This is a genomic window from Streptomyces phaeoluteigriseus, from assembly GCF_001896135.2.
GTDB lineage: Bacteria > Actinomycetota > Actinomycetes > Streptomycetales > Streptomycetaceae > Streptomyces > Streptomyces phaeoluteigriseus.
On the sequence record NZ_MPOH02000019.1, the window covers coordinates 342757 to 366067 of the forward strand.

The following is a 23311-nucleotide window of genomic DNA, read 5'->3' on the forward strand; positions in this document are numbered from 1 at the left end:
GTTCTGGGCGAAGGGGCCGGCGGGGGCCGTCGCGGCCCGGCGAAGGGGCGACGGGGCCGTGACCTCCTGCGCGAAACCGACCACCGGCGCGGCCACCTCGTGCGCGAGGGCGACGGCGGGGGCCGACACGTCGTGGGCGAACGGCGCGAGCGGGGCCGTCGTCTCCCCGGCGAACGGCACGACAGGGCCCGTCACCTGCTGGGCGAAGGGCCCGACGGGTGCCGTCAGGTCCCCGGCGAGCGGGGCGACCGGGGCCGTCAGGCCCGTGACCAGCGGGGCCACCGGGGCCGCCACGGCCGCGGTGAAGCCGTCGGCGGTGCCGGTCACACCCTGGGCGAAGGAACCGGCCTCGCCGCCCACGCCGTAGGCCAGCGTGGCCGCGTCCGCGACCGCCTGCCCCGCGACCGGTGCGACGGCCCGCACGGCGGTGTGCGCGACGGGCGGCAGTACGGCGCCGGTCGCGTCGTGGGCGACCTCGGCGACGAGCCCGGTGACGTACGGCGGGACGTCCGCGACGGCACCCCCGACGACCGGTCGCAGGCCCCGCACCGCTCCACCGGCGACCGGCTGGACGTCCGCCACGACCCCGTGGGCCAGTGCGGTCGCCGCTGCGGTCGCGTGCGTGGCGACGGGGGCGACGCCGTGGGCCGTCTGCCCGGCGACCGGGACCAGCCCGTACGCCGCGCCGGCGGCGACGTGCCGCGCGCCGTAGACGGCGGAGGCGGCCACCGGCGGGACGGCCCCGGCGGCCGTCTCCTCCACGACCGGAGCGAGCTTCGTCTGCGCGGCGGCCGGCGCCTGCTCCACCTCCGGCGCGAAGGCGGCTAGGGGTCCGAAGAGGTAGTCGATGTCGGCATCGGCATCGACGCCGGTGCCGGTGCCGGTGCCGTCCGCCTGGGCGGAGGCGACGGGGCGCGCGGCGTCGGTGACCTCGGTGGTGTCGACGGTCAAGGGGGTGAGGGCGGTGGCGTGCGTGGTGTCGACGGCGTGCCCGGCCTCGGTGGCGTGCGTGGCGGTGACCTCGGCCGTCGCGGCTCGTGCCGCTCGCGCGCCCTGGATGGCCTGCGTGCCACGGACCTTGGCCGCCTCGGTCTGCGGGACGGTGGCCTCCGCGCCGGTGGCCGTGGCGGTGACCGCTCCGGCGACCTCGGTGGCGGCGGAGGAGGTGGTGGTGGTCGTGGCGGAAGAAGTGGTGGTCGTGGCGGAAGAAGTGGTGGTCGGGGCGGAGGAGGCAGTGGTCGCGGCGGCTTCGAGGGTGTCGTCGACCGTGCTGGTCACGTCCGGGAGGGTGAGGGCCGAGGTGGGCAGTTCGTCCGCGCGGCGGTGGCGGAGCCGAGCGCCCAGGCGCCCGTGACACCGGCGGCGAGGACGATGGAACGGCGGATGTTCTTGTTCATGCGTACGTCAGATCCTTGGGACTGGAAGTCATCCCGGCGCCGGAGCGACCAGACACGGGCTCCGGGCCGGCGGGCGGCGTGTCCACCCGCGCGGCAGGTCCACGGCGGGCGGAGAGAGACCTGCCCTAACCGGGGAAGACGGGGATGTCCCGGTACCTGTCCCTGACCCCGGCCGCGTCCACATCCACGGCACTGCCGGGCACCAGCAGCACCGGCATCCGGTGATACGGCGTCACGGCGTGCGCGTCGGCGTGGCGCGAACCACCGCTGTCGAGCAGTGACGCGCTGCCCAAGGCCCCGTCGGGCACCCCGGCAGGCGTCCCCCGCACGGGCGCGTGACCACCGGTCGCGGCCTGCCCGGCACGCTGCGGCCCGCCGCTGTGCGCCACCGGCCCCATCGAGGCCTCGCTCACGACACCCCGGGGGCCGTACGACGACTGCGGCGCCGCCGCTTCCACGGTCCCGGAGTCCTGCCCCGGATCCGACGCCACGGGCGCCGGAAGCGTCAGCCCCGGCTGCGACACGGGGAGCGTCGGCAGGGACGGCGGGGACGGCAGGGAAGGCAGGGACGGCAGCGGGGGCATGCTCGGAAGCGAGGGGGAGTCCGGCAGGTCGGGGAGGGAGCCCAGCGGGGGAAGCGTCGGCAGCTCGGAGACGCCGGGCAGCGACACCACGGGCGTCACCCGCGTCCCCATCAGCTTGTCGCCCAAGCCCTCCAGCACCTCACCGACGGGCTTCACGACCCGCTCCCGGACGGGCGTCACGGGGTTGGCCGAGGCACCCCGCGGCGAGGCGGCGACCGCGTTCGTGGGAGAAGCCGCGGCCGTGGAAGGCACAACCGGAGAAGTCGCGGCCGTGGAAGGCACAGCCGCAGAAGTCACCGACGTCGAAATCGTGGCCGCGGTGGCGGTGGTCGCAGTGGTCGTCCCCGTCGTGGCCGTCTCCGTCGTGGCCTTCGTCCCGTCCGCCGCCTGTGCCTGCCCTCCGAAGAGGAACGCCAGCGCGAACAGCCCGCCCAGCAGCACCACACCGCGCAGCGCGAGGCGCAGGGCGGCGGGCAGCGGAGCGGGGCGGGACAAGGGGGAGGGACCTCCCGTGCGACGAAACAAGGCGTTCGATCCTCGCACGGGAGTCCCGAGGTTACGCAAGCCCCCTGTTACCGATGGGTAGTCATGCCCCGTTTGTCACCGTGGTGTCCGGGTCCGGTACGGGAAGCGGGCGTTTCTCGATCGCGGCCGCCATCACGTCCGGGAACAGGTCCGGCGTACAGGCGAAGGCCGGTGCGCCCAGCGCCGCCAGAGCGGCGGCGTGTTCGCGGTCGTAGGCCGGCGTGCCCTCGTCCGAGAGCGCGAGCAGGGCGACGAACTGCACCCCCGACGCCTTCATCGCCGCCACCCGCTTCAGCATCTCCTCCCGGATGCCTCCCTCGTAGAGGTCGCTGATGAGCACCACCACGGTCTCGGCGGGCCGGGTGATCTGCGACTGGCAGTAGGCGAGCGCCCGGTTGATGTCCGTGCCGCCGCCGAGCCGGGTGCCGAACAGGACGTCCACCGGATCGTCGAGCTGGTCGGTGAGGTCGACGACCGCCGTGTCGAAGACGACGAGCCGGGTACTGATCGACCGCATCGAGGCCAGCACCGCCCCGAACACGGAGGCGAAGACGACCGAGGCCGCCATCGACCCCGACTGGTCGACACAGAGGATCACCTCCTTCTTCACGGACTGCGAGGCCCGCCCGTACCCGATGAGCCGCTGGGGCACGACCGTCCCGTACTCGGGCAGGTAGTGCTGGAGGTTGGCGGCGATCGTGCGGTTCCAGTCGATGTCGTGGTGGCGGGGCCGGGCGACTCGGGCGCTGCGGTCGAGGGCACCGGTCAGGGTGGCGCGGGTGCGGGTGGCGAGCCGCTTCTCCAGGTCCTCGACGACCTTGCGCACGACTGCCCGTGCCGTCTCCTTCGTGGTCTCCGGCATCGCCTTGTCGAGGGACAGGAGTGTCCCGACGAGGTGCACGTCCGCCTCCACCGCCTCCAGCATCTCCGGCTCCAGCAGCAGGGTTGCCAGGCCGAGTCGGTCGATGGCGTCGCGTTGCATGACCTGGACGACGGAGGAGGGGAAGTACGTCCGGATGTCCCCGAGCCAGCGCGCCACGGACGGCGCCGACGCGCCGAGCCCCGCCGAACGGTCCCGCCCGGTCCGCGCTCCGTCCCCCTTCCCGTAGAGCGCGGCGAGCGTGCCGTCCATGGCCGCGTCCCGGCCGGTCTGTTCGTGTTCGGTGCCGTCCGCCTCGCCGCCCCCGAGCACCAGCCGCCAACGCCGCAGCCGCTCCAGCGCGGGGTCCTCGTCCGTCGCCCCGATCGTCATGTCCTCGCCCCCGTCAGATCGTCGTCGTGGTCAGCCGGTTGTCGTTGCCGGCTGGTCGTTGCCGGCTGGTCGTTGCCGGCTGGTCGTTGCCGGCTGGTCGTTGCCGTTGGCCGGTCGTCGCTGCCGGCTGGTTGTCGTTGTCGTCCCGCTGTGCGCCGTCCAGCCCAAGCAGGAGCCGCACCACCGGGAGGACGGCGTCCGCGCGCCCGGCGTCGAGGTCGTCCGCGAATCCGGCGGTCCCGGAGCCCGCCCCCGGCACGCCGCCTCTCTCACCGGGGCCCCTCCGCACCAGTTCCCCCAGCGTCCGGCGCACCCCCGTCTCGTACGCCGAGAACGTCCGCCGCAGCAACGGCAGCACGTCCGTGAAAGCCTCCGCCGGAACGCCCGTCAGCCACCCGTCGACCAGGCCGAGCAGCCGCTCGTCGTGCACGAGGAGCAGCCCGCCGCCTGCTCCGCCCCCGACGAAGCCCTCGATCCAGGCGGCAGCGTCCGCCGGAGGAGTCCCGCGCGACAACGCGAGCCCCATCAGCCGCGCGACCTCGTCCCGCTCCACCTCCCCGCCGTCGAGCAGCAGCCGTACGGCCCGCCCCCGCACGACCCCCGCCACACCGTCCCGTCCGGACAGCACCCGCAGCACCGCCCGCCAGCGGTCCCGAAGGCGGCGGTGGAGCGGGGTGCCCCGCTCCGGTCCGGCCACCTCCTCCAGCAGTTCGACCGCGCCGTGCACCGCGTCCACGTGGCGGCGCATCTCCTCGGCCGCGTCGGCGTCCAGTGCGGTGCACGCCGGTGGCAGGCCGACGAATATCCGCTCGGCGAGGCCCGCCGCGACATCGGCCAGGGCGCCGGTGTCGGTGCCGCGGACGTCGCCGTAGCGCAGGGAGCGGACGAGGGCGGGCAGCGCCTGGGCGAGATGACCGACATCGGTGTCCAGTGCCGCCCGGTCGGCGAGGACCCGCATCACCGTCGGCAGGGCGTCCGGCAGCCCCGCCAGCAGGCAGCGCTCCGCGAGGCCGGTCACCTCGGCGAGGCCCCGCGCGGCGACCGCGTCCGCCTCCGCCCTGGCGGTGGCGGCGGCCAGTACGGTCGTCCCCCACACCCCCGCCTCGGCGACCCGCACGGACAGCTCGGGCTCCCAGCGCAGCCGCCACGTCTCCCGGAACGTGCCCGTACTCCCCCGCGAGACCGTCGGCTCGCCCCACTCCACCCGCAGCAGCCGCAGCCGGTGCAACAGCCTGCCGCGCTCGGCGTCGGTCTCCTTGCGCAGGTCCAGTTCCACCTCCCGCTCCGCGGCCTCCGGTTTGAGCCGCAGGCGGCGCTGGAGCCGGTCGAGGTCGCGCTGCAGGGGCACCGCGGGCGCGGTGGCGGGCACCTCCCCCATCACGTCCCCGACGATCAGTCGGTCCCGTACCAGCGTCAGCGGCACGTCCGAGCCCTCGCACAGCACCGCCCGCACGGCGTCGGTCGTCTCGCCCAGGCCGGGCAGCGGGCGTCCGCGCAGCGCGGCGAGCGTCTCCGCCAGCCGTACCGCTTCGATGACGTGCGCCGGGGAGACGACGCGGTCCTCCTCGCGCAGCAGGCCCGCCACCTTGGTGAGCCACCGCTCCACCGGCCGGTCGGGCGCGGCGAACAGGTGTGCGTACCAGCCCGGTGAGTCGATACCGGCGCCGTATCCCCCGGCCCGTGCCAGTCTGCGGTGGGTCCAGGGCACCCACGTCAGGTCGGTCCTGACCCTGGGCAGCCCCTTCAGCAGGGCCCGGTCGGCGGTGAGCGCCGCCTTCTGCCGCAGCGCGGGCACGTGCCAGGCCCCGCACACGACGGCCACGGCCCCGTCCCCGAACTCCCGCTGCGCCGCCCGCAACTGGAGCCGCATGTACGCCTCCCGGACGGGGTCCCGCTCGCCGCCCGCGGCGCCGTACGTGTCCCGCAGCGCCGTCATGGCCTCCTCTATCGCGGTGAACGGCGCGAACGGGTCGCGTCGGCCCGGGCCCCGGTGCTCGACGACGTCCTCCCACCAGCGCTCGGGGTCGTCGTATCCGGCGACGTCGGCGAGGGTGGCGAGCGGGTCGACGCGAAGGTCCGCACGGGAGCCGGGGTCACGGTCGTGGCCCGGTGGTGCGCCCTCGGAGTCCGTGTCCTCGTCGGCCTTGCGCTCCCAGGCAAGGGTGTGCGCGGCCGGCAGGTCGATGAAGCGGGCCGGGACGTCGTGCTCCAGGGCCCAGCGGATCGCGACCCACTCCGGGGAGAACGCGGCCATCGGCCAGAACGCCGACCGTCCGGGCTCGTCCACGGCGTGCCCGAGGAGCGCGACCGGGGGCCGCAGGCCCTCGTCGGCGGCCAGGGGGATCAGCGCGTCGGCCTCCGGCGGGCCCTCGATGAGCACGGTCCGCGGCCGGGCGGCGTCCAACGCCCTGCGCACGGCCCGTGCCGACCCCGGCCCGTGATGCCGTACCCCGAGGAGCAGGGCCTCCCCCGGCCAGGACCCGGACCGTCCTTCCGCGTCTTCCCCCGCGGCCCGGGGTCCCGGCCCCCCGGCCGGTTGCGACGCCGGTTCCGCGGCCGGTTCCGTCGATCGCCCCCGCACCGGCCGCCCGGCCGCTGCCGGTCCCCCCGCCCTCACCGTCCGGCATCCCGGCTCCTCCCCCGTGTCCCGCGGTGCGGCCGCCGTGCCCCGGCCCCCGCCCCAGCGCCTCCCCCCGGCGCCCCCTGCGGCCCCGAGCCCACCCGCGACCTCCCGGTGCGCAGCCCCGGGTCGTGTCCTCGTCCGCGCTCACGCGCTCACCTCCCGGCACGCCCGGTAGAAGTCCGTCCAGCCGACCCGCTCGCGGACCACCGCCTCCAGGTACTCCTGCCACACCACCCGGTCCGCGGCCGGATCGCGGACGACGGCGCCGAGGAGGCCGGCGGCGACATCGGCCGGCCGCAGCACACCGTCGCCGAAGTGGGTGGCCAGGGCCAGGCCGTTGGTCACCACGGAGATCGCCTCCGCGGGTGACAGGGTGCCGCTCGGCGACTTCACCTTCGTCCGGCCGTCGGAGGTGATCCCGGCGCGCAGTTCGCGGAAGACGGTCACCACGCGGCGGATCTCGTCGATGCCGTCGGGTCCGGCCGGCAGGTCGAGGGAGCGGCCGATCTGGTCGACGCGCCGCGCGACGATGTCGACCTCGGCCTCGACGCTCTCCGGCAGCGGCAGCACCACCGTGTTGAAGCGGCGGCGCAGGGCGCTGGACAGCTCGTTGACCCCCCGGTCGCGGTCGTTGGCCGTGGCGATCAGACTGAAACCACGGACCGCCTGCACCTCCTGCCCCAACTCCGGTATCGGCAGCGTCTTCTCCGACAGGATGGTGATGAGGCTGTCCTGCACGTCGGCCGGGATGCGGGTCAGTTCCTCCACCCGCGCCGTCATGCCCTCCGCCATGGCCCGCATGACGGGGCTGGGCACCAGCGCGGTACGGCTGGGGCCGTGGGCGAGCAACTGCGCGTAGTTCCAGCCGTAGCGGATCGCCTCCTCCGGGGTGCCCGCCGTGCCCTGGACCAGCAGGGTCGAGTCACCGCTGACGGCGGCGGCCAGATGCTCGGAGACCCAGGTCTTGGCGGTGCCGGGCACACCGAGCAGGAGGAGGGCACGATCGGTGGCGAGCGTGGTGACGGCGACCTCGACGATGCGGCGCGGGCCCACGTACTTCGGGGTGATCACGGTGCCGTCCGGCAGGGTGCCGCCGAGGAGGTAGGTGGCGACGGCCCACGGCGAGAGCTTCCAGCGGGCGGGGCGCGGGCGGTCGTCCTGCGCGGCCAGCGCCGCCAGTTCATGGGCGAAGGCGTGCTCGGCGTGCGGCCTCAGCACCTCCTGCGCGGCTGTGCCGTTCGCGGGCGCGGAGTGGTCGTGGCGTGGTTCGGCGGACGTCGGTCCAGCGGTGACTGACATGGCTGAGGTCCCCTCCAGCTCGGCCGGTTCGGATCTGGTGTCCACCTTGCACCACGCCACTGACAACGCGATCCGACCTGCACAGACGCCGTCGCGAGAGCGCTCGCGGGACCGATTGTCAGTGGGGGGATCTACCTTCGACGACATGACACAGCAGGGGGTGCGCTGGACCACGGACCAGGTGCTGGCGCTGGCGCCTGACGCCGCGTCACGCAAAGCGGGGAGCAAACTCGGCGCGGCCGGGCCGTGGTCCGAGACGGGAAGTTCCGACGAGGGGGCGGTGTGGGGGCTGTGCCGGGGCAGCGGGGCGGGGTCGTATCGGACGGTCGTCGATGTCGCCGACGGGTCCGCACCCGCGTACACGTGCAGTTGTCCGAGCCGGAAGTTCCCCTGCAAACACGCGCTCGGCCTGCTGCTCCTGTGGTCGGACGGGGAGGAGTCGGTGCCGGCGAGAGCGGAGGCGCAGGCGCCGGACTGGGCGGAGCGGTGGCTCGCGGCGCGGCGCGGGCGCACGCGGGAGGAGCGGGGGACGGACGCGCGGGGTTCCGAAGCGGGCCCCGCCGACCCGGAGGCCGTCCGGCGCAGAGCCGAACGCCGCGCCGAGCGGATCACCGCGGGGGCCACGGAGTTGGAGCAGCGACTCGCCGATCTCCTGCGCTCCGGGCTGGCCACGGCCGAGCAGGCGGGGTACGGGCTGTGGGAGGAGACGGCGGCCCGCATGGTCGACGCCCAGGCGCCCGGACTCGCGTCAAGGGTGCGGGAGTTGGGGGCGATCCCCGGCTCCGGGCCCGGCTGGCCGGTGCGGCTGCTGGAGGAGTGCGCGCTGCTCCACCTCCTCGACCAGGGCTGGCTGCACCGCGAGCACCTGCCGGAGGCGCTCGCGGCGACGGTCCGCACCCGCGTCGGCCTCACCCGGCCCCCGGACGGAACACCGCTGCGGGACGACTGGCTGGTCCTCGCCCAGTACGACGTCGTGGACCCGAAACTGACGACCCGCCGCATCTGGCTGCACGGCCTCGCCTCGGGCCGCACCGCGCTCGTCCTGTCCTACGGCGCCGCCGGCCGCGCACCCGAGCTGAACCTGCCGGTCGGCCTGACCCTGGACGCGGAGGTGTCGGCGTATCCGGGGGCCGGGCAGCGGCGGGGTGCTCTGGGCGAGCAGTTCGCGCCGCCCGCCCCCACGGCGGTCCGGCCTGTCGGGGTGACCACGGCGGAGGCCGCCGCCCGCTATGGCTCGGCCCTGCGTGACGATCCCTGGCTGGAGTCCGTGCCGGTGACCCTGGACGGCGTCGTCCCCACGCCGGACGGGTCCTCCTGGCAGCTGGCGGAGGCCGACGGGGACACGGCGCTGCCGCTCACGCCTTCGGCGACGGCCGGCCCGGGTTGTGGCGTCTGGTCGCCCTCTCGGGGGGTGCGCCCGTCACCGTCTTCGGCGAGTGCGGCCACCGCGGCTTCACTCCCCTGACGGCCTGGCCGCCGGCCCCCGGAGAGGCGGTCCCCCTGTGCTGACCCCCTGGGTGCCCATCAGGGTCGCGGTGCGCAGCCGGTCGGGGTGGTCGGCGAGCAGCAGTTGGGTGAGCATGCCGCCGGTGCCCACCCACCCGACTCGGTCGGCCAGAAGGCGGGCGCCTGCGCGACCGGCACCCGACTCGGTCGGCCGGGAAGCCCACCAGCGCGAGAAGCCCCCGCACCCCGTTCGGCCGGCCAGGAAGCCCACGCCGGCACGGACCACCCCACGCACCGGAAGGGAACCCGCATGACCGCCACCGGAACCCCGTCGGCGTCCTGGGAGGACCTCGTCGCCGTGGCCCTGCTCGGGACGGACCGGCGTGCGCCGTCGGGAGTGGCACCCGGCCGGTCCGCGCCCTCGGCGCTGCTTGACGCGGCGGCCGCGGAGACCGTGCGGCGTCGGGCCGGGTTGCGGCCGGGGCGGGCGGCGCCGCGCCCTGAGCCGGCCCCCGAGGACCCGCGCCCGGCGCTGCCCGCCGCGGCGGCGCGCAGACTGGCCCGTCTGCTGGCCGACCGGCCCGGCACCGGCGGAGGCGGCCGCAGGGGCACGGCACCGGATCTCATGGAGCTGCTGCCCCAGTGGCTGGCAGCCGCCAACGCCCGTGGGTTCGCAGCGCCCGCCGCGACCCTGCCCGCCCTGTTGGACGCGGCCCGCGGCCGGACCGATCTGCGCCCGGCCGCGTTGGAGTTCGCGGGCCCGCGTGCGCTGTGGCTGGCCCGGCTCAACCCGGACTGGCGGTTCGCCCTGCGCTCGACACCCGGCGGTGGGACGGCCCTGCCGGGTCCGGAGGAGACCGGCAGGATCGAGAAGCTGTGGCAGGAGGGCCTGTTCGCCGAGCGGGTCGCCCTTCTGGCGGGAATCCGGTCCCGCGACCCGGACGCCGCCCGCGCACTGCTGGAGTCGACCTGGCCTACGGAGCGCGCCGAGGACCGCCTGATGTTCCTCGACTCGCTGCGCACCGGCCTCGGCCCCCGGGACGAGCCGTTCCTGGAGCAGGCCCTGGCCGACCGCAGCCGAAACGTCCGTTCGACGGCGGCGGAGTTGCTGTCGGCGCTGCCGGGTTCGGCACTGGCCGCGCGGATGGCGGTGCGGGCCGCCGCGTGCGTGGCCGTCGACCACACGCGGGACGCACCCACGATCGTCGTGGAGGCACCGCACGAGTGCGACGCGGGCATGGAGCGCGACGGCGTGGTGTCCAAGGCGCCGCCCGGCCGGGGCGAACGGTCCTGGTGGCTCGGCCAGTTGGTGGAGTCGGCCCCGCTCGCCTCGTGGCCGGCGCGGCTGGGCGGCCGTACGCCCGAGGAGATCCTCGCGCTGCCGGTGGCCGACGACTGGACGGGCGAGCTGCACGCGGCCTGGTGCCGGGCGGCCGTACGGCAGCGGGACGCCGACTGGTCGCGGGCGCTGCTCGGTGTGCCGTCGGCGCCGGAGGCGGGCGGGCCGGGCGCGGTCTCCCTCGCCGAGCGGGCCAAGCTGCTGAGCACCCTGTCGTCGGGCGAACGGGCCGGCTGGGTGGCCGGTTTCATCGCGACGCACGGCCTGTCGGAGGCGTTCCAGCTGCTCGGGGTGTGCGCGGTCCCGTGGGCCGCTCCGCTCGGCCGGGCGGTGCTCGACGCACTCAACATCGCTCGGGACGCCGGGAGTTATCCGTGGAGCTTCAGCGGGGTGATGGGTCTGGCGGAACGCTGTCTCGACCCGGCGGAGGCGACGCGCCTGGACGGCCTGCTGGCGGTCCCGGAGGAGCCTGAGGACGCCTCGCCCGGCGCGGGCGGCTACTGGGCGGAGGCCTTCCAGCGGCTGGGCACGACGCTGCGGTTGCGGGCGGTGATGAGCGAGGAACTGGGCGCGGTGAGAGACACCGCCGGATGACGCCCGGCCCGCCGGGGGCGTGCGGGGGTCCGGGGTCGCCGCCCTCGGGCGAGATCACCCGGACCGCTCCCGCCTCGGGACCGCGCTACGCTCCCGCGGGCTGTCGTACGTTCGCCCGCACCCAGTTCACGATCGACGCCGTGGTCGCGCCGGGCGTGAAGATCTCCGCGACGCCCTTCTCCTTCAGCGGCGCGATGTCCGCCTCGGGGATGATCCCCCCGCCGAAGACCAGGATGTCCGCCGCGTCCCGCTCCTTGAGGAGTTCGATCACGGCGGCGAAGAGCGTGTTGTGCGCCCCCGACAGGATGGACAGACCGATCGCGTCGGCGTCCTCCTGGATCGCGGTGTCGACGATCTGTTCGGGGGTCTGGTGGAGGCCTGTGTAGATGACCTCCATACCGGCGTCGCGCAGCGCACGCGCGATCACCTTGGCCCCGCGATCGTGGCCGTCGAGCCCCGGCTTGGCCACCACCACGCGGATCGGACCGGCTGCCACACCCATCACTGCCTCCATGAAGCGACTACATCCATCCGTACCGATTCCCTGCGTACCGAGAGGTACCACCACACCGGCCGGGGAAGTGAACGAACGTTATCCCCAGGATCCCGCAACCGGCGGTTTTACGGTGCGCACCGAGGGGGAAATCACACCATGGGACACGTTCACCAAACGCGGTTTCCTCTCCCCCGACGGGGAGCCCGGGGAAATCCGCGCAACGGGAGCCGCAACGAGGTCGCCGCACCGCCGCTTCGCAGGCTGCGGGCCCGCAGGCTGCGGGCCATGGCGGTGAGGCACATCGGCGCAGGCTCGACGGGCAGGCAGGACAGGGTTTTCGACGACAGACGACAGGAGCGCAGGGAGCACACCGCTCGCCCCGCCTCACACGCCCCTCGCGCACCGCCGTCCGCCTCCGCCGCGACTTCCACGAGGGCACACGGGGGACAGAGCCGTCCTCAGCGTGCCGACAGGAGGTCGGCCATGCAGGTCACCCGGGCCCTGGAGCCCCTTCTTCCGCTGCGTCTCTGCCGGCGTCTGCTGCCCGGCGGACTGATGGGACTCTCCGCGACACTGCTCAAGGCGACCGCCCTGGAGATCGCGATCCTCACGGGCCATCTCCTCCTGTACCCCTCCGGCATCACCCAGGAGCGCCGCGGCGGCACGCCCGCACTCCCGGCCCGGGGCACCGAAGGCGCCGAGGACCCGGCGCGGCTGCCGACCCAGGCCCCGCCCCCGGTCGTCCTCCTGCACGGCTTCATCGACAACCGTTCCGTGTTCGTCCTGCTGCGCCGCAGTCTCGCCCAGCACGGCAGACACCGGGTGGAGTCACTCAACTACTCCCCGCTGACCTGTGACATCCGGATCGCGGCCGAGCTGCTCGGCCGGCACATCGAGCAGATCTGCCAGCGCACCGGCAGCAGCCAGGTGGACGTCGTGGGGCACAGCCTCGGCGGGCTGATCGCCCGTTACTACGTGCAGCGATTGGGCGGCGACACGCGCGTGCGGACCCTGGTCATGCTGGGCACCCCGCACTCCGGGACCCGGGTGGCGCCACTGGCGAACGCCCACCCGATCGTGCGCCAGATGCGCCCCGGCTCGGAGGTCATCGAGGAGCTGTCCCGGCCCGCGCCCGGCTGCCGGACGCGGTTCGTCAGTTTCTGGAGCGACCTCGACCATTTGATGGCGCCGCTGGAGACCGCCCGCCTCGACCACCCCGACCTCCTGACGGAGAACGTCCAGGTGAGCGGCATCGGCCATCTCGCCCTCCCGGTGCACCCGGCCGTCGCGACCGGCATCCGGCAGGCCCTCGACGGCGACGGGACCGCGGCCGACGCCACGCCCGGTACACCTGTCGCACACACCGGCGATCTGACGGTCGCCTGAGGACACCCGGCAGTACACCTGACGTGACATCCGGCAGGACGGCCAAGAGGCGCCACAGGACCGCCCCCGACGGGACGTCCGACGCCACTTCCGGTCGCAAAGAGACACACGGCGACATAACAGCCGCCCGGCACAGTCGACTTACCTCGCCTCCACAGCGCCACGACAGCCCTTCGGCATCGAACAACCTTCGAACATAGGGCCAAACCCGCGTCCGCCCTCCCCCGAAACAGGGCCGAATGCCCCTTTCCCGCGGACCCGAAACCTGCGGAAGATTGTCGAGCCCGCATACCGGCGGGTACAGTCACCGCACTGCTCTGGCAGCCCCTGTTGTCGAGGCGAGAGAGAAGTTGGTGAACGATCGTCACCCGTCGGGGACCATGACCACCCCGGCTCCGGCTTCCGACGCCGACTCGGCGCACCAGGCGTCGTACGGCTCCCCGGAAGCCCAGTACGGCGACTTCACCACGTACAACGGCTACGACTCCGGCACATACGACTCCGTCGCGCACGGCACGGGTCACTTCGCGGTCGACCCCCTCTTCGGCGACATGCCGGGCGACGGAGCAACGGCGGCGTCGACCGGGGCGTACGACACCGGGCAGTGGGCCACCGGCAGCCACCAGACCCTGAACCACGACCCGTACGCGGCCCAGCACCACGCCGCCTATGACACGGGTGCCTACGACACCACGGCCTGGTCCACGGATCCGCAGCAGCTGTCAGGCATCCCGCCGCAGGCCGCCGCGCCCGACGTCAGTGGTCAGTGGGACGCGAGCGCCTGGCGCCAGCCCGACATGTCCGCCGCCCCGGCCGAGGCGACCCAGCAGTGGGAATGGGGCACGCAGGCCTTCGACACCGGCGCCTACGACGCGACGCAGTGGAACTCCGACGGCGGCGGCGCCGAGGCCACCGAGAGCGGCGGCGAGTACGAGCAGCAGGCCGAGGGTTCCTTCCAGGCCCACCAGGCCGAGGTCCCCTTCGACCAGCAGGCCACCGCCACCTTCGAGCAGGTCGACCGCGACGAGTCCGCCCCCGCCGACGGTGAACCGGCCGACGGCGCCGCGCTCCTCCTCGACGACCAGGAGGAAGTCGTCTCGGCCCCGCTCGGGCGGGCGGCGACCCGTAACGCGAACCGCTCCCGGCGGCGTGCGCCCGCGAGACGTTCCGCGCTGCTGACCGTGGCCGTGCCCTCGGCATGCGTCATGGGCGTGGCCGGTATCGCGGCGGCCTCGGTCGGCACGCTGACCGGTGGTGACGACCACGACACCACGGCGTCCGCCTCGGACGCGCAGCCGGTGAAGCCGTCCGCCGCGAACAACAAGCTGGACACCCAGCTCCAGACCCTCACCGCCGAGGCCGGCGACTTCGCCGACCGGGCCAGCCGTACGCAGGAACGCATCGACCTCAAGGCGCAGCAGGAAGCCGAGAAGAAGAAGGCGGCGGCGGAGGCGGCCCGCAAGGAGCGGCTTCGCCCCAAGTACGCGCTGCCGGTCTCGAACCACGGCCTGAGCGCCTACTACGGCCAGTCCGGCATCAACTGGATGTCGCAGCACACCGGCATCGACTTCCCGGTGTCCTACGGCACCACGGTGATGGCGGCGACCGACGGCGTCGTCCGCACACAGTGGAACAGCGCCTACGGCAACATGATGATCGTGACGGCGAAGGACGGCACGGAGACCTGGTACTGCCACCTCTCCAGCTACCGCGTCGCCTCCGGTACGACGGTGAAGGCCGGCGACCCGATCGCGTACTCCGGGAACTCCGGCAACTCCACCGGGCCGCACCTGCATTTCGAGGTCCGGCCGGGCGGCGCCTCCGCCGTCGACCCGCTGCCGTGGCTGCGCAGCCACGGAATCGACCCGACGTAAGGCCTGCCGGCCCGACGTAGGCCTCCCGACCCACCAGGCCTCTCGAATCGACCGATGAGCCCCCGGCGCCGACTTGGCGCCGGGGGCTCATCGCGCGAGAGCTACAGCTTCTCCACCGGCGCGTACCGCAGCAGCAGGCGCTTCGGCTTGGCTTCGCCGAAGTCGACGGTCGCCTCCGCGTTGGCGCCCGTGCCCTTCACGCCGACGACCGTGCCGAGGCCGAACTGGTCGTGGGTGACGCGGTCGCCGACGGCCAGGGCGACCACGGGCTTCTCCGAGGTGCGCCGCGTGGCGAAGCCGGACCCGCCGGCCGCCGAGGAACGCGATCGGGACGACGACAGCGAGGCCGCCACCCCGGACACCGGACCGGAGGACACCGGCGAGGTCGCCCCCGTCCGCTTCCAGTCGACATGCGCGGCCGGGATCTCCTCCAGGAAGCGCGAGGGCGGGTTGTACGACGGCTGCCCCCAGGCGCTGCGCAGCGCGGAGCGCGTCAGGTACAGCCGCTCCCGCGCGCGCGTGATGCCGACGTAGGCCAGGCGGCGCTCCTCCTCCAGCTCCTTGGTCTGGCCGAGGGCGCGCATGTGCGGGAAGACGCCGTCCTCCATGCCGGTGAGGAAGACGACCGGGAACTCCAGGCCCTTGGCGGTGTGGAGGGTCATGAGCGTGATGACGCCCGAGCCGTCCTCGCTCTCGTCGGGGATCTGGTCGGAGTCGGCGACCAGCGCGACCCGCTCCAGGAAGTCGGAGAGCGAGCCGGTCGCCTCACCCTCGCCGGACTCCTGCTCGAACTCCAGCGCCACGGAGGCGAGTTCCTGGAGGTTCTCGACGCGGGTCTCGTCCTGCGGGTCGGTGGAGTTCTGCAACTCGGAGAGGTAGCCGGTCTGGTTGAGGACCGCCTCCAGGACCGTGGCCGGTCCCGCGCCCGACTCGACGATCGTGCGCAGCTCCTCCATCAGCGTGTTGAACCGCTTGACCGCGTTCGTGGAGCGCGCGGCCATGCCGTAGGCCTCGTCGACGCGCTGGAGGGCCTGCGGGAAGCTGATCTTCTCGCGCTGGGAGAGGGCGTCGATCATCGCCTCGGCGCGCTCGCCGATGCCGCGCTTGGGCACGTTGAGGATGCGGCGCAGGGGTACCGAGTCCTCCGGGTTGGCGAGCACACGCAGGTAGGCCAGGACGTCCCGGACCTCCTTGCGCTCGTAGAAGCGGACGCCGCCGACAACCTTGTAGGGCAGGCCGACGCGGATGAAAATCTCCTCGAAGACCCGGGACTGGGCGTTGGTGCGGTAGAAGACGGCCACGTCACCGGCCTTGGCCTCGCCCGCGTCCGTGAGGCGGTCTATCTCGTCGGCGACGAACTGCGCCTCGTCGTGCTCGGTGTCGGCGACGTAGCCGGTGATGCGCGCGCCCTCGCCCGCGTTGGTCCACAGGTTCTTGGGGCGGCGCGACTCGTTGCGCTCGATGACGGCGTTGGCGGCGGTGAGGATCGTCTGGGTGGAGCGGTAGTTCTGCTCCAGCAGGATCGTCGTGGCGTCCGCGTAGTCCTCCTCGAACTGGAGGATGTTGCGGATGGTCGCGCCGCGGAAGGCGTAGATCGACTGGTCGGCGTCGCCCACGACGCACAGTTCGGCGGGCGGCAGGTCGTCCGCGCTCGGCGGTACGTCCACCGGGTGCTCGGAGGAGCCGACGAGTTCCCTGACCAGGGCGTACTGGGCGTGGTTGGTGTCCTGGTACTCGTCGACGAGGACATGGCGGAAGCGGCGGCGGTAGTGCTCGGCGACGTCGGGGAACGCGCGCAGCAGATTGACCGTCGTCATGATCAGGTCGTCGAAGTCGAGGGCGTTGGCCTCGCGCAGCCGCGACTGGTACATGGCGTAGGCCTGGGCGAGGGTCTTCTCGAAGCCGTCGGTGGCCTGGGCGGCGAAGTCCTCCTCGTCGATCAGCTCGTTCTTCAGGTTGCTGATCTTGGCGCTGAAGGACTTCGGCGGGAAGCGCTTGGGGTCGAGGTCCAGGTCGCGGCAGACCAGGGCCATCAGACGCTTGGAGTCGGCCGCGTCGTAGATCGAGAACGACGAGGTGAAGCCGAGCCGCTTGCTCTCGCGGCGCAGGATGCGCACGCACGCGCTGTGGAAGGTCATCACCCACATCGCGTTGGCCCGCGGGCCGACGAGCTGCTCGACGCGCTCCTTCATCTCGCCCGCGGCCTTGTTGGTGAAGGTGATCGCGAGGATCTGGCCCGGATGGACGTTCCGCTCGGCGAGGAGGTGGGCGATGCGGTGGGTCAGCACGCGCGTCTTGCCGGAGCCGGCGCCGGCGACGATGAGCAGCGGGGTGCCGGAGTGGACCACGGCCGCGCGCTGGTTCTCGTTGAGTCCCTCCAGGAGGGCCGCCGCGTCGAGCGGCGGGCGCGGGGCGCCGTCCCGGTAGTAGGCGTCCCGGTCCGGCGGCGCGTCGAACTTCCCGCCGAACAGATCGTCCGGAACCGGTTCCGGAGAGTGATCGTCCTCGGGCGGCGGCGGGGGTTCCTCGTGGTGGCCGCGGGGGGCCTGGAGGTCCGCCAGGAAGCTGTCGTCAAAGAGGCTGCTCATCGCTCTCCGAGTCTAGGCTGCCCCACTGACAACCCGCGGCCGTCCCGGAAACATCCCCCGGCCCTCACCTTCCGGGGCGCCCCTGGCACCGTCGGTGACCGCGGACGGCGGCCTGACCCGAGGTCACGAAAATGTATCGGGCATATCACCCAGCAACCTTCACACGGGCCACACCAGTTGGCTACGGTGCCGGGCAGGCCGTACGACCCCTACCGGCGAACCTCGCCGGGCCGCGCGGCCTCCGTCGAGTCCGGCGTGCCCCTCACGGCAACCGGAGCCGGGGACCCACCGAACCTCGGGGTGAATCGGCTCACTCCCCTCCGGGGAGGACGAGCCGTAGGGCAACCCTTCCGAAACACCCGCCCGAACCCTCCCCCAGTGCCCGCACGGCCTGGGGGTGCCCCCACCGCTGACCCGGTAGGCGGTAACTGGAAGGAGTCGCCTCCCTTGGCGTCGCAGCACCGCAAGCCCCGTCCCGCGGGCACCCGCGTGGCAGGAATCCGTACGCCCGCTCTCGCCACCGCCGCGCTCACCTCGGTGGCCCTGCTCTCGCAGACGGCGACCGCCGCCCCCTCCACCGACGACAAGCCGAGTGTCGAGGAGGTCGAGAAGAAGGTCGACGATCTCTACCGCCAGGCGGAGTCGGCCACCGAGAAGTACAACGCCGCCAAGGAGAAGGCGACCAAGCAGCGCAAGCAGGTCGACACCCTCCTCGACGATGTCGCCCAGCGCGCCCAGAAGCTCAACGAGGCGCGGGAGGAGCTGGGTTCGTACGCCGCCGCCCAGTACCGCACCGGCGCCTCGGCCCCGGACACGGCGACCTTCCTGCTCGCGGACTCCCCGCAGGACTACTTCGACCAGACGCAGCTGATGGGCCGGGTGACCGAGCGGCAGAAGAGCGCGGTCGACGACTACTTCGCCGACCAGGCGGAGACGATGAAGAAGCGCCAGGAGGCCTCCCAGAGCCTGCGGACGCTCACCGACTCGCAGAACGACCTGAAGACCGCCAAGGCCACCGTCCAGAAGAAGCTCGGCTCCGCCCGCGCGCTGCTGTCGCAGCTGACTGCGGAGGAGAAGGCGCGGCTGGCGGCGATCGAGGAGCGGAAGCGGCAGGAGGCCGCCCGCAAGGCCGCCGAGCTGGCCGAGCAGCAGCGGGCGGAGGCGGCGGCCGCCCAGCAGGAGAGCGGTGACTCCGCGGGGTCGACGGGGTCCTCGAGCACCGACACGTCGTCGTCCTCGCCGTCCACCGCGCCGTCCGCCTCCCCGGTCACGGACCCCTCGTACGCGACCAAGGCGGAGAAGGCGCTGGCCTTCGCCCGCGCGCAGATCGGCAAGCCGTACGTGTGGGGCGCCACCGGCCCGGACTCCTACGACTGCTCCGGTCTGACCCAGGCCGTCTGGAAGGCCGCCGGCGTCTCCCTGCCGCGCGTCACCTACGACCAGGTGAACGCCGGCACGACGGTCCCCCTCTCCGCCGCACAACCCGGTGACCTGGTGTTCTTCTACGCCGACGTCACCCATGTCGGCATCTACATAGGCAACGGCATGATGATCCACGCCCCGAAGCCCGGCGCTTACGTGCGCGAGGAGTCGATCTACTACGACGGGGAGTCGTCGATCCACAGCGTGGTGCGCCCGGCCTGAGGCGAGCGCCGCGCACGCGGGGCGCGCGAGACGCACGGGCGGAGCCGAGGACGCCCAGGACGTCCATGCCGCTCAGGACGTCCATGTCGCTCAGGACGTCCATGTCGCTCAGGTCACCCAGGTCGCTCGGGTCACCCAGGCACCCAGGCACCCAGGTCGCTCTGACGCTCAGGGCGATCAGGTCGCTCAGGTCCAGAGCACCGCGATGAAGACGTTGGCCACGGTCAGCAGGCCGACCAGGCCGAACAAGGGCTTCTCCACCCTCTCGTCGTCCCGCTTCACATAGACGAGGCCGAGGATCACGATCAGCAGGGCCAGCTTCACGCCGATCTTGATGTTGTCGACCTCCTGGTCGTCGGCCTGGTTGAGACCGACCAGGATCACGCCGGTGACCAGCATCGTCGCGGCGCCGTGCAGCATCGCGGGGACGAAGCGGGCGGTGCCCTGCCCCATCGCCCTCATCTGCGTGAGGAAGCCGCCGAGCAGCGCGGCGATGCCGATGATGTGCAGGCCGACGAAGAGGTGGATGAGTACGTCCATGAGGCCGGATGCTAACCAGCGGCCCGGGCTCCTCCCGACACCGGCCCATTCCGTCCAGCCCCGTCCCACCGTGCTCGCACATATGCGCCTCATAGCAGCGCGCCGCCCAGGAGGGGCCCGGATTCACCGCATCGGTCGACCCGCCCTGTGAAGTCGACGACTCAGGACCAGCGGTACGGCCACTTCCGGTCACCCGGCAGTCCTCTCGCGTCACTTCCGCACATCGCGTTACCCGACCGACACGAACGGGCCTAGCGTCCTCCCCCAGGTGACCGGCTCCCCACCGCCGCCCGGACAGGGGCGGCAGTCGGACACCACCGCCGAGAAGGTCCGGCGCGCTCCGCTCCCCCCGTGCGGCGCGCGACGCGTCAGCCGCGCCCCGCGGCAGTGCGCCCGCTCCCCCCGGCGGCCGAGGCCCGTCCCCACGGACCCGGCCGGCCCGGCGGCCGTATCGACGAGGCGGTCGACGAAAGGACGTGCAGTACCACGTGCCAGCGCACCGCAAGCCCCGTCAGCGTCCGGCCGCGGGCCACACGGCCCGCACGGCAGCCACCATCGCCCTCGCCGGAGTGGCCGGCGTGACCGCGTTCGACGGGACCGGGCACGCCGAGCCGAACGCCACACCGGCGCAGGTGAAGGCCAAGGTGGACACGCTGTACCAGGAGGCCGAGGCGGCGACCGAGAAGTACAACGGCGCGCAGGAGAAGGCGACGGCCGCGGAGCGGCGGCTGGCGACCCTGCGGGACGAGGCCGCTCGCAAGGAGGCACGGCTCAACACGGCCCGCGAGGCGCTGGGCACGATGGCCGCGGCGCAGTACCGCAGCGGCGGCCTCGACCCGGCGATGCAACTGGCGCTCTCCGACGACCCCGACCAGTACCTCGACAACGCCTCCTTCGCCGAACGGGCCGGCGACCGCCAGTCCGCCGCCGTCATCCGGTTCCGCAAGCAACTGCGGGAGGCGGAGCAGCTGCGGGGCGCCGCACGCGTCGAACTGGCCTCGCTCAAGACGCGCCAGGCCGAGCTGAAGCGGCACAAGAAGACGATCACCGACAAGCTGGACGCGGCGCGCGGCCTGCTGAACCGGCTCACGGCGGAAGAACGGGCGCGGATCACCTCGGGTAGCGGGGCCGGGACGGACACCCGTGCCTCGCGGGCCTCGACGGGCGCCCGCGACAGCCTGCCCGCCCCCGGCTCGGCCACCGCGACGGCCCCCAACGCCCGTGCGGCGGCGGCCGTCTCCTACGCCTACGCCAAGCTGGGCAGCCCTTATGTGTGGGGCGCGACCGGCCCGAACGCCTTCGACTGCTCGGGCCTCGTCCAGGCCGCGTACCGCGCGGCGGGCGTCTCCCTGCCCCGCACGACGTACGCGCAGATCGACGCCGGGCGCCGCGTCGCCCGCTCCGAACTGCGGCCGGGCGACCTGGTGTTCTTCTACTCGGGCATCACGCACGTCGGGATCTACATCGGTGGCGGCAAGATGATCCACGCACCGAACCCCTCGGCCCCGGTGCGCGTGGCACCCATCGACGAGATGCCGTACGCGGGGGCGAGCCGGGTGGTCTGAGGACGCCCCCTGTCACACCAGCCGGCGTGCCGTCGCCCAGCGGGTCAGCTCGTGCCGGTTGGACAGCTGGAGCTTGCGCAGGACCGCCGAGACATGGGACTCCACCGTCTTGACGGAGATGAACAGCTGCTTGGCGATCTCCTTGTAGGCGTAACCGCGGGCGATGAGGCGCAGGACCTCGCGCTCGCGCTGGGTGAGACGGTCGAGGTCCTCGTCGACCGGCGGGGCGTCGGTGGAGGCGAAGGCGTCCAGGACGAACCCGGCTAGCCGCGGCGAGAACACCGCGTCGCCGTCCTGGACCCGGAAGACGGAGTCGACCAGGTCCGTGCCGGTGATCGTCTTGGTGACATAGCCGCGGGCGCCGCCGCGGATCACGCCGATCACGTCCTCCGCGGCGTCCGAGACGGACAGGGCGAGGAAACGCACGGGCCGCTCGGGGTCGCTCATCAACGGGGCGCAGCGGCGCAGCACTTCGACACCGCCACCGCCCGGCAGATGGACGTCGAGGAGGACGACCTCGGGCCGGGTCGCGGTGATGACCGTGACCGCCTGGTCGACGTCGGCGGCCTCGCCGACGACCTCCACACCGGTCTCCTCGGTCCGGCCGATCTCGGCCTGCACTCCGGTGCGGAACATGCGGTGGTCGTCGACGAGGACCACGCGCACGTGCCGTCCGGGGCCGCCCTCGCCCTGCGCCGGGTCGGCCGCGGGGGCCGCTCCTGTCGTGCCGTCCGTCTCGGTCGGGTCGCTCATCAGTTCTCCGCCCTCTCCATCTCCAGCTCGACCTCCGTGCCGCCGCCCGGGACCGCCCGCAGCCGCGCCGTGCCGCCGTTGCGCTCCATGCGGCCGATGATCGATTCTCTGACGCCCATCCGGTCGGCGGGTATCGAGTCGAAGTCGAAGCCGGGACCGCGGTCCCGGACGGACACGAAGACCGTCCTGCCCTCGACCTCGGCGTAGACCTGTACGGCGCCGCCCTCGCCACCGTACTTGGCGGCGTTCACCATCGCTTCGCGCGCGGCCTGCATCTGTGCGGTCAGCCGCTCGTCGAGCGGGCAGTCGCCGACGACCACGACCTCCAGTGGGACACCGTGCTTGTCCTCCACCTCGGCGGCATCGCGCCGGACCGCGTCGGCGAGGGTGGTGGGCTCGTCCGCCTCGTCCTTGCCGGTGCCCTCCGGCTTGTACAGCCAGGTGCGCAGGTCGCGCTCCTGGGCGCGGGCGAGGCGGCGCACCTCGTTCGCGTTCTCCGCGTTGCGCTGGATCAGGGTCAGGGTGTGCAGCACCGAGTCGTGCACATGGGCGGCGACCTCCGCGCGCTCCTGGGCACGGATGCGCATCAGGCGCTCCTCGGACAAATCCTGCGTCATGCGCACCAGATACGGCCCGGCGAGCAGGGTGATGCCGACCAGGACGGCGAGGGCCGCCTGGAGGACCGAGCCGAGGTGGGCGGCGGAGCCCTGGAGGACGAAGATGCCGGAGACACCGGCGGTGACCAGCAGGACACCGGCGCCCGCGCGCAGCAGCGTGAGCGTACGGCGTCTGCGGCCGGCCTGAACCCAGCGGGCCCGCCGGGCGTTGTCCGCCTGACGCCAGACGAGGGCGACGCCCGCGCCGACGAGCACGGCGGGCAGGAGGTACGCCTTGGCGCCGCTGCCCAGGTTCACATTGCCGACGAAGACCATGGCGACGACGACCATGAGGAGCAGGGCGACGATCTGGCCCTTGTCGGGCTTGCGGGTGACGAGTCTGCGGCGGCCGTCGGGCGTGGAGCCGGTGGCGGCGTCGGAGGGGGAGGGGAATCGCTGGCCGCCGACCCCGCCGATGCCGAGCGGGACGAAGAACCAGAAGGCCGCGTAGAGCAGAGCGCCGAGGCCGTCCGCCAGGAACAGGCCGACGAAGACGAGCCGCACCCAGATCACGGGCAGCCCGAGATGTCCGGCGAGCCCCCGCGCCACACCACCCAGCCAGCGTCCGTCACCGCTGCGGTAGAGCTTGCGCGGCGGCCGCGGTTCGACGAGTGGCGCTGTTGCGGCTTCCGGCATGCCAACGATGGTCACACGGCCCCACGCCCCGGGCATCAGGGTTTGCCCCCGAGACGCCCCTGATCTTCGACGGCCCCGCGGCCCGAACGCCTCCCGGGCGTCGGCTCAGGGCCG

Annotated in this window: 15 protein-coding genes and 2 pseudogenes; 6 read left to right on the plus strand and 11 right to left on the minus strand. The window is 73.3% G+C overall.

Annotation, left to right across the window (positions count from 1 at the left end; all coding sequences use genetic code 11):
• The 6 genes and pseudogenes from BM536_RS40900 to BM536_RS31180 form a co-directional block, all read right to left on the minus strand.
• Window positions 1–1278 (minus strand): annotated as a pseudogene (locus tag BM536_RS40900) (hypothetical protein); the annotation flags it as partial.
• Window positions 1275–1397, minus strand: a complete 123-nt coding sequence (locus tag BM536_RS44090; RefSeq protein ID WP_281258605.1) for a hypothetical protein — start codon at window positions 1395–1397, stop codon at window positions 1275–1277. The gene BM536_RS44090 and the pseudogene BM536_RS40900, both read right to left, overlap by 4 nt.
• A gap of 125 nt (window positions 1398–1522) precedes the next feature.
• Window positions 1523–2476: a hypothetical protein gene (locus BM536_RS40905; RefSeq protein WP_094103781.1), complete on the minus strand. Its 954-nt coding sequence runs from the start codon at window positions 2474–2476 to the stop codon at window positions 1523–1525.
• Between the two features lie 91 nt (window positions 2477–2567).
• Window positions 2568–3758, minus strand: a complete 1191-nt coding sequence (locus tag BM536_RS31170; protein WP_094103782.1) for a VWA domain-containing protein — start codon at window positions 3756–3758, stop codon at window positions 2568–2570.
• 13 nt (window positions 3759–3771) lie between these two features.
• On the minus strand, window positions 3772–6219 hold the full coding sequence (locus BM536_RS31175; protein WP_245873926.1) for a DUF5682 family protein: 2448 nt from the start codon (window positions 6217–6219) through the stop codon (window positions 3772–3774).
• Between the two features lie 306 nt (window positions 6220–6525).
• Complete coding sequence (locus BM536_RS31180; RefSeq protein WP_073500115.1) at window positions 6526–7680, minus strand: AAA family ATPase; 1155 nt, start codon at window positions 7678–7680, stop codon at window positions 6526–6528.
• Between the two features lie 145 nt (window positions 7681–7825).
• On the opposite strand from BM536_RS31180, the pseudogene BM536_RS31185 reads away from it, so the two are divergent.
• Together BM536_RS31185 and BM536_RS31190 are read left to right on the plus strand one after the other, a co-directional pair.
• Window positions 7826–9189 (plus strand): annotated as a pseudogene (locus tag BM536_RS31185) (SWIM zinc finger family protein).
• Window positions 9190–9436: 247 nt separating this feature from the next.
• Window positions 9437–11059 (plus strand): DUF5691 domain-containing protein, encoded by a 1623-nt coding sequence (locus BM536_RS31190; RefSeq protein WP_094103783.1) that lies wholly within the window; start codon window positions 9437–9439, stop codon window positions 11057–11059.
• Between the two features lie 85 nt (window positions 11060–11144).
• Here BM536_RS31190 and icmB read toward each other — a convergent pair whose 3' ends face one another.
• Complete coding sequence (gene icmB / locus BM536_RS31195; RefSeq protein WP_073495541.1) at window positions 11145–11561, minus strand: coenzyme B12-dependent isobutyryl CoA mutase small subunit; 417 nt, start codon at window positions 11559–11561, stop codon at window positions 11145–11147.
• Window positions 11562–12038: 477 nt separating this feature from the next.
• Here icmB and BM536_RS31200 point away from each other — a divergent pair, with 477 nt between their 5' ends.
• Together BM536_RS31200 and BM536_RS31205 are read left to right on the plus strand one after the other, a co-directional pair.
• A complete protein-coding gene (locus tag BM536_RS31200; RefSeq protein ID WP_073495545.1) occupies window positions 12039–12941 on the plus strand; it encodes an esterase/lipase family protein in 903 nt (300 codons plus the stop codon).
• 380 nt (window positions 12942–13321) lie between these two features.
• The gene (locus tag BM536_RS31205) at window positions 13322–14815 is read left to right on the plus strand and encodes a M23 family metallopeptidase (RefSeq protein ID WP_245873886.1); all 1494 of its coding nucleotides are present in this window, start codon (window positions 13322–13324) and stop codon (window positions 14813–14815) included.
• 101 nt (window positions 14816–14916) lie between these two features.
• Here BM536_RS31205 and pcrA read toward each other — a convergent pair whose 3' ends face one another.
• Window positions 14917–17403 carry a DNA helicase PcrA gene (gene pcrA, locus BM536_RS31210; protein WP_073495551.1) on the minus strand — a complete coding sequence of 829 codons (2487 nt, stop codon included), beginning with the start codon at window positions 17401–17403 and terminating at the stop codon, window positions 14917–14919.
• Window positions 17404–17850: 447 nt separating this feature from the next.
• On the opposite strand from pcrA, the gene BM536_RS31215 reads away from it, so the two are divergent.
• Window positions 17851–19047, plus strand: coding sequence for a C40 family peptidase (locus tag BM536_RS31215; RefSeq protein WP_073495554.1), 1197 nt, complete (start codon window positions 17851–17853; stop codon window positions 19045–19047).
• 186 nt (window positions 19048–19233) lie between these two features.
• Here BM536_RS31215 and BM536_RS31220 read toward each other — a convergent pair whose 3' ends face one another.
• The gene (locus BM536_RS31220) at window positions 19234–19587 is read right to left on the minus strand and encodes a hypothetical protein (RefSeq protein ID WP_073495557.1); all 354 of its coding nucleotides are present in this window, start codon (window positions 19585–19587) and stop codon (window positions 19234–19236) included.
• Between the two features lie 488 nt (window positions 19588–20075).
• On the opposite strand from BM536_RS31220, the gene BM536_RS31225 reads away from it, so the two are divergent.
• Window positions 20076–21152 (plus strand): C40 family peptidase, encoded by a 1077-nt coding sequence (locus BM536_RS31225; protein ID WP_073495583.1) that lies wholly within the window; start codon window positions 20076–20078, stop codon window positions 21150–21152.
• A 12-nt stretch (window positions 21153–21164) separates the two neighbouring features.
• Here BM536_RS31225 and BM536_RS31230 read toward each other — a convergent pair whose 3' ends face one another.
• Entirely contained in the window at window positions 21165–21905 is a 741-nt protein-coding gene (locus tag BM536_RS31230) for a LuxR C-terminal-related transcriptional regulator (protein ID WP_073495560.1), read from the minus strand.
• A complete protein-coding gene (locus BM536_RS31235) occupies window positions 21905–23233 on the minus strand; it encodes an ATP-binding protein (RefSeq protein ID WP_211362983.1) in 1329 nt (442 codons plus the stop codon). The genes BM536_RS31230 and BM536_RS31235 overlap by 1 nt, the downstream gene beginning before the upstream one ends.
• Window positions 23234–23311: the final 78 nt, after the last annotated feature.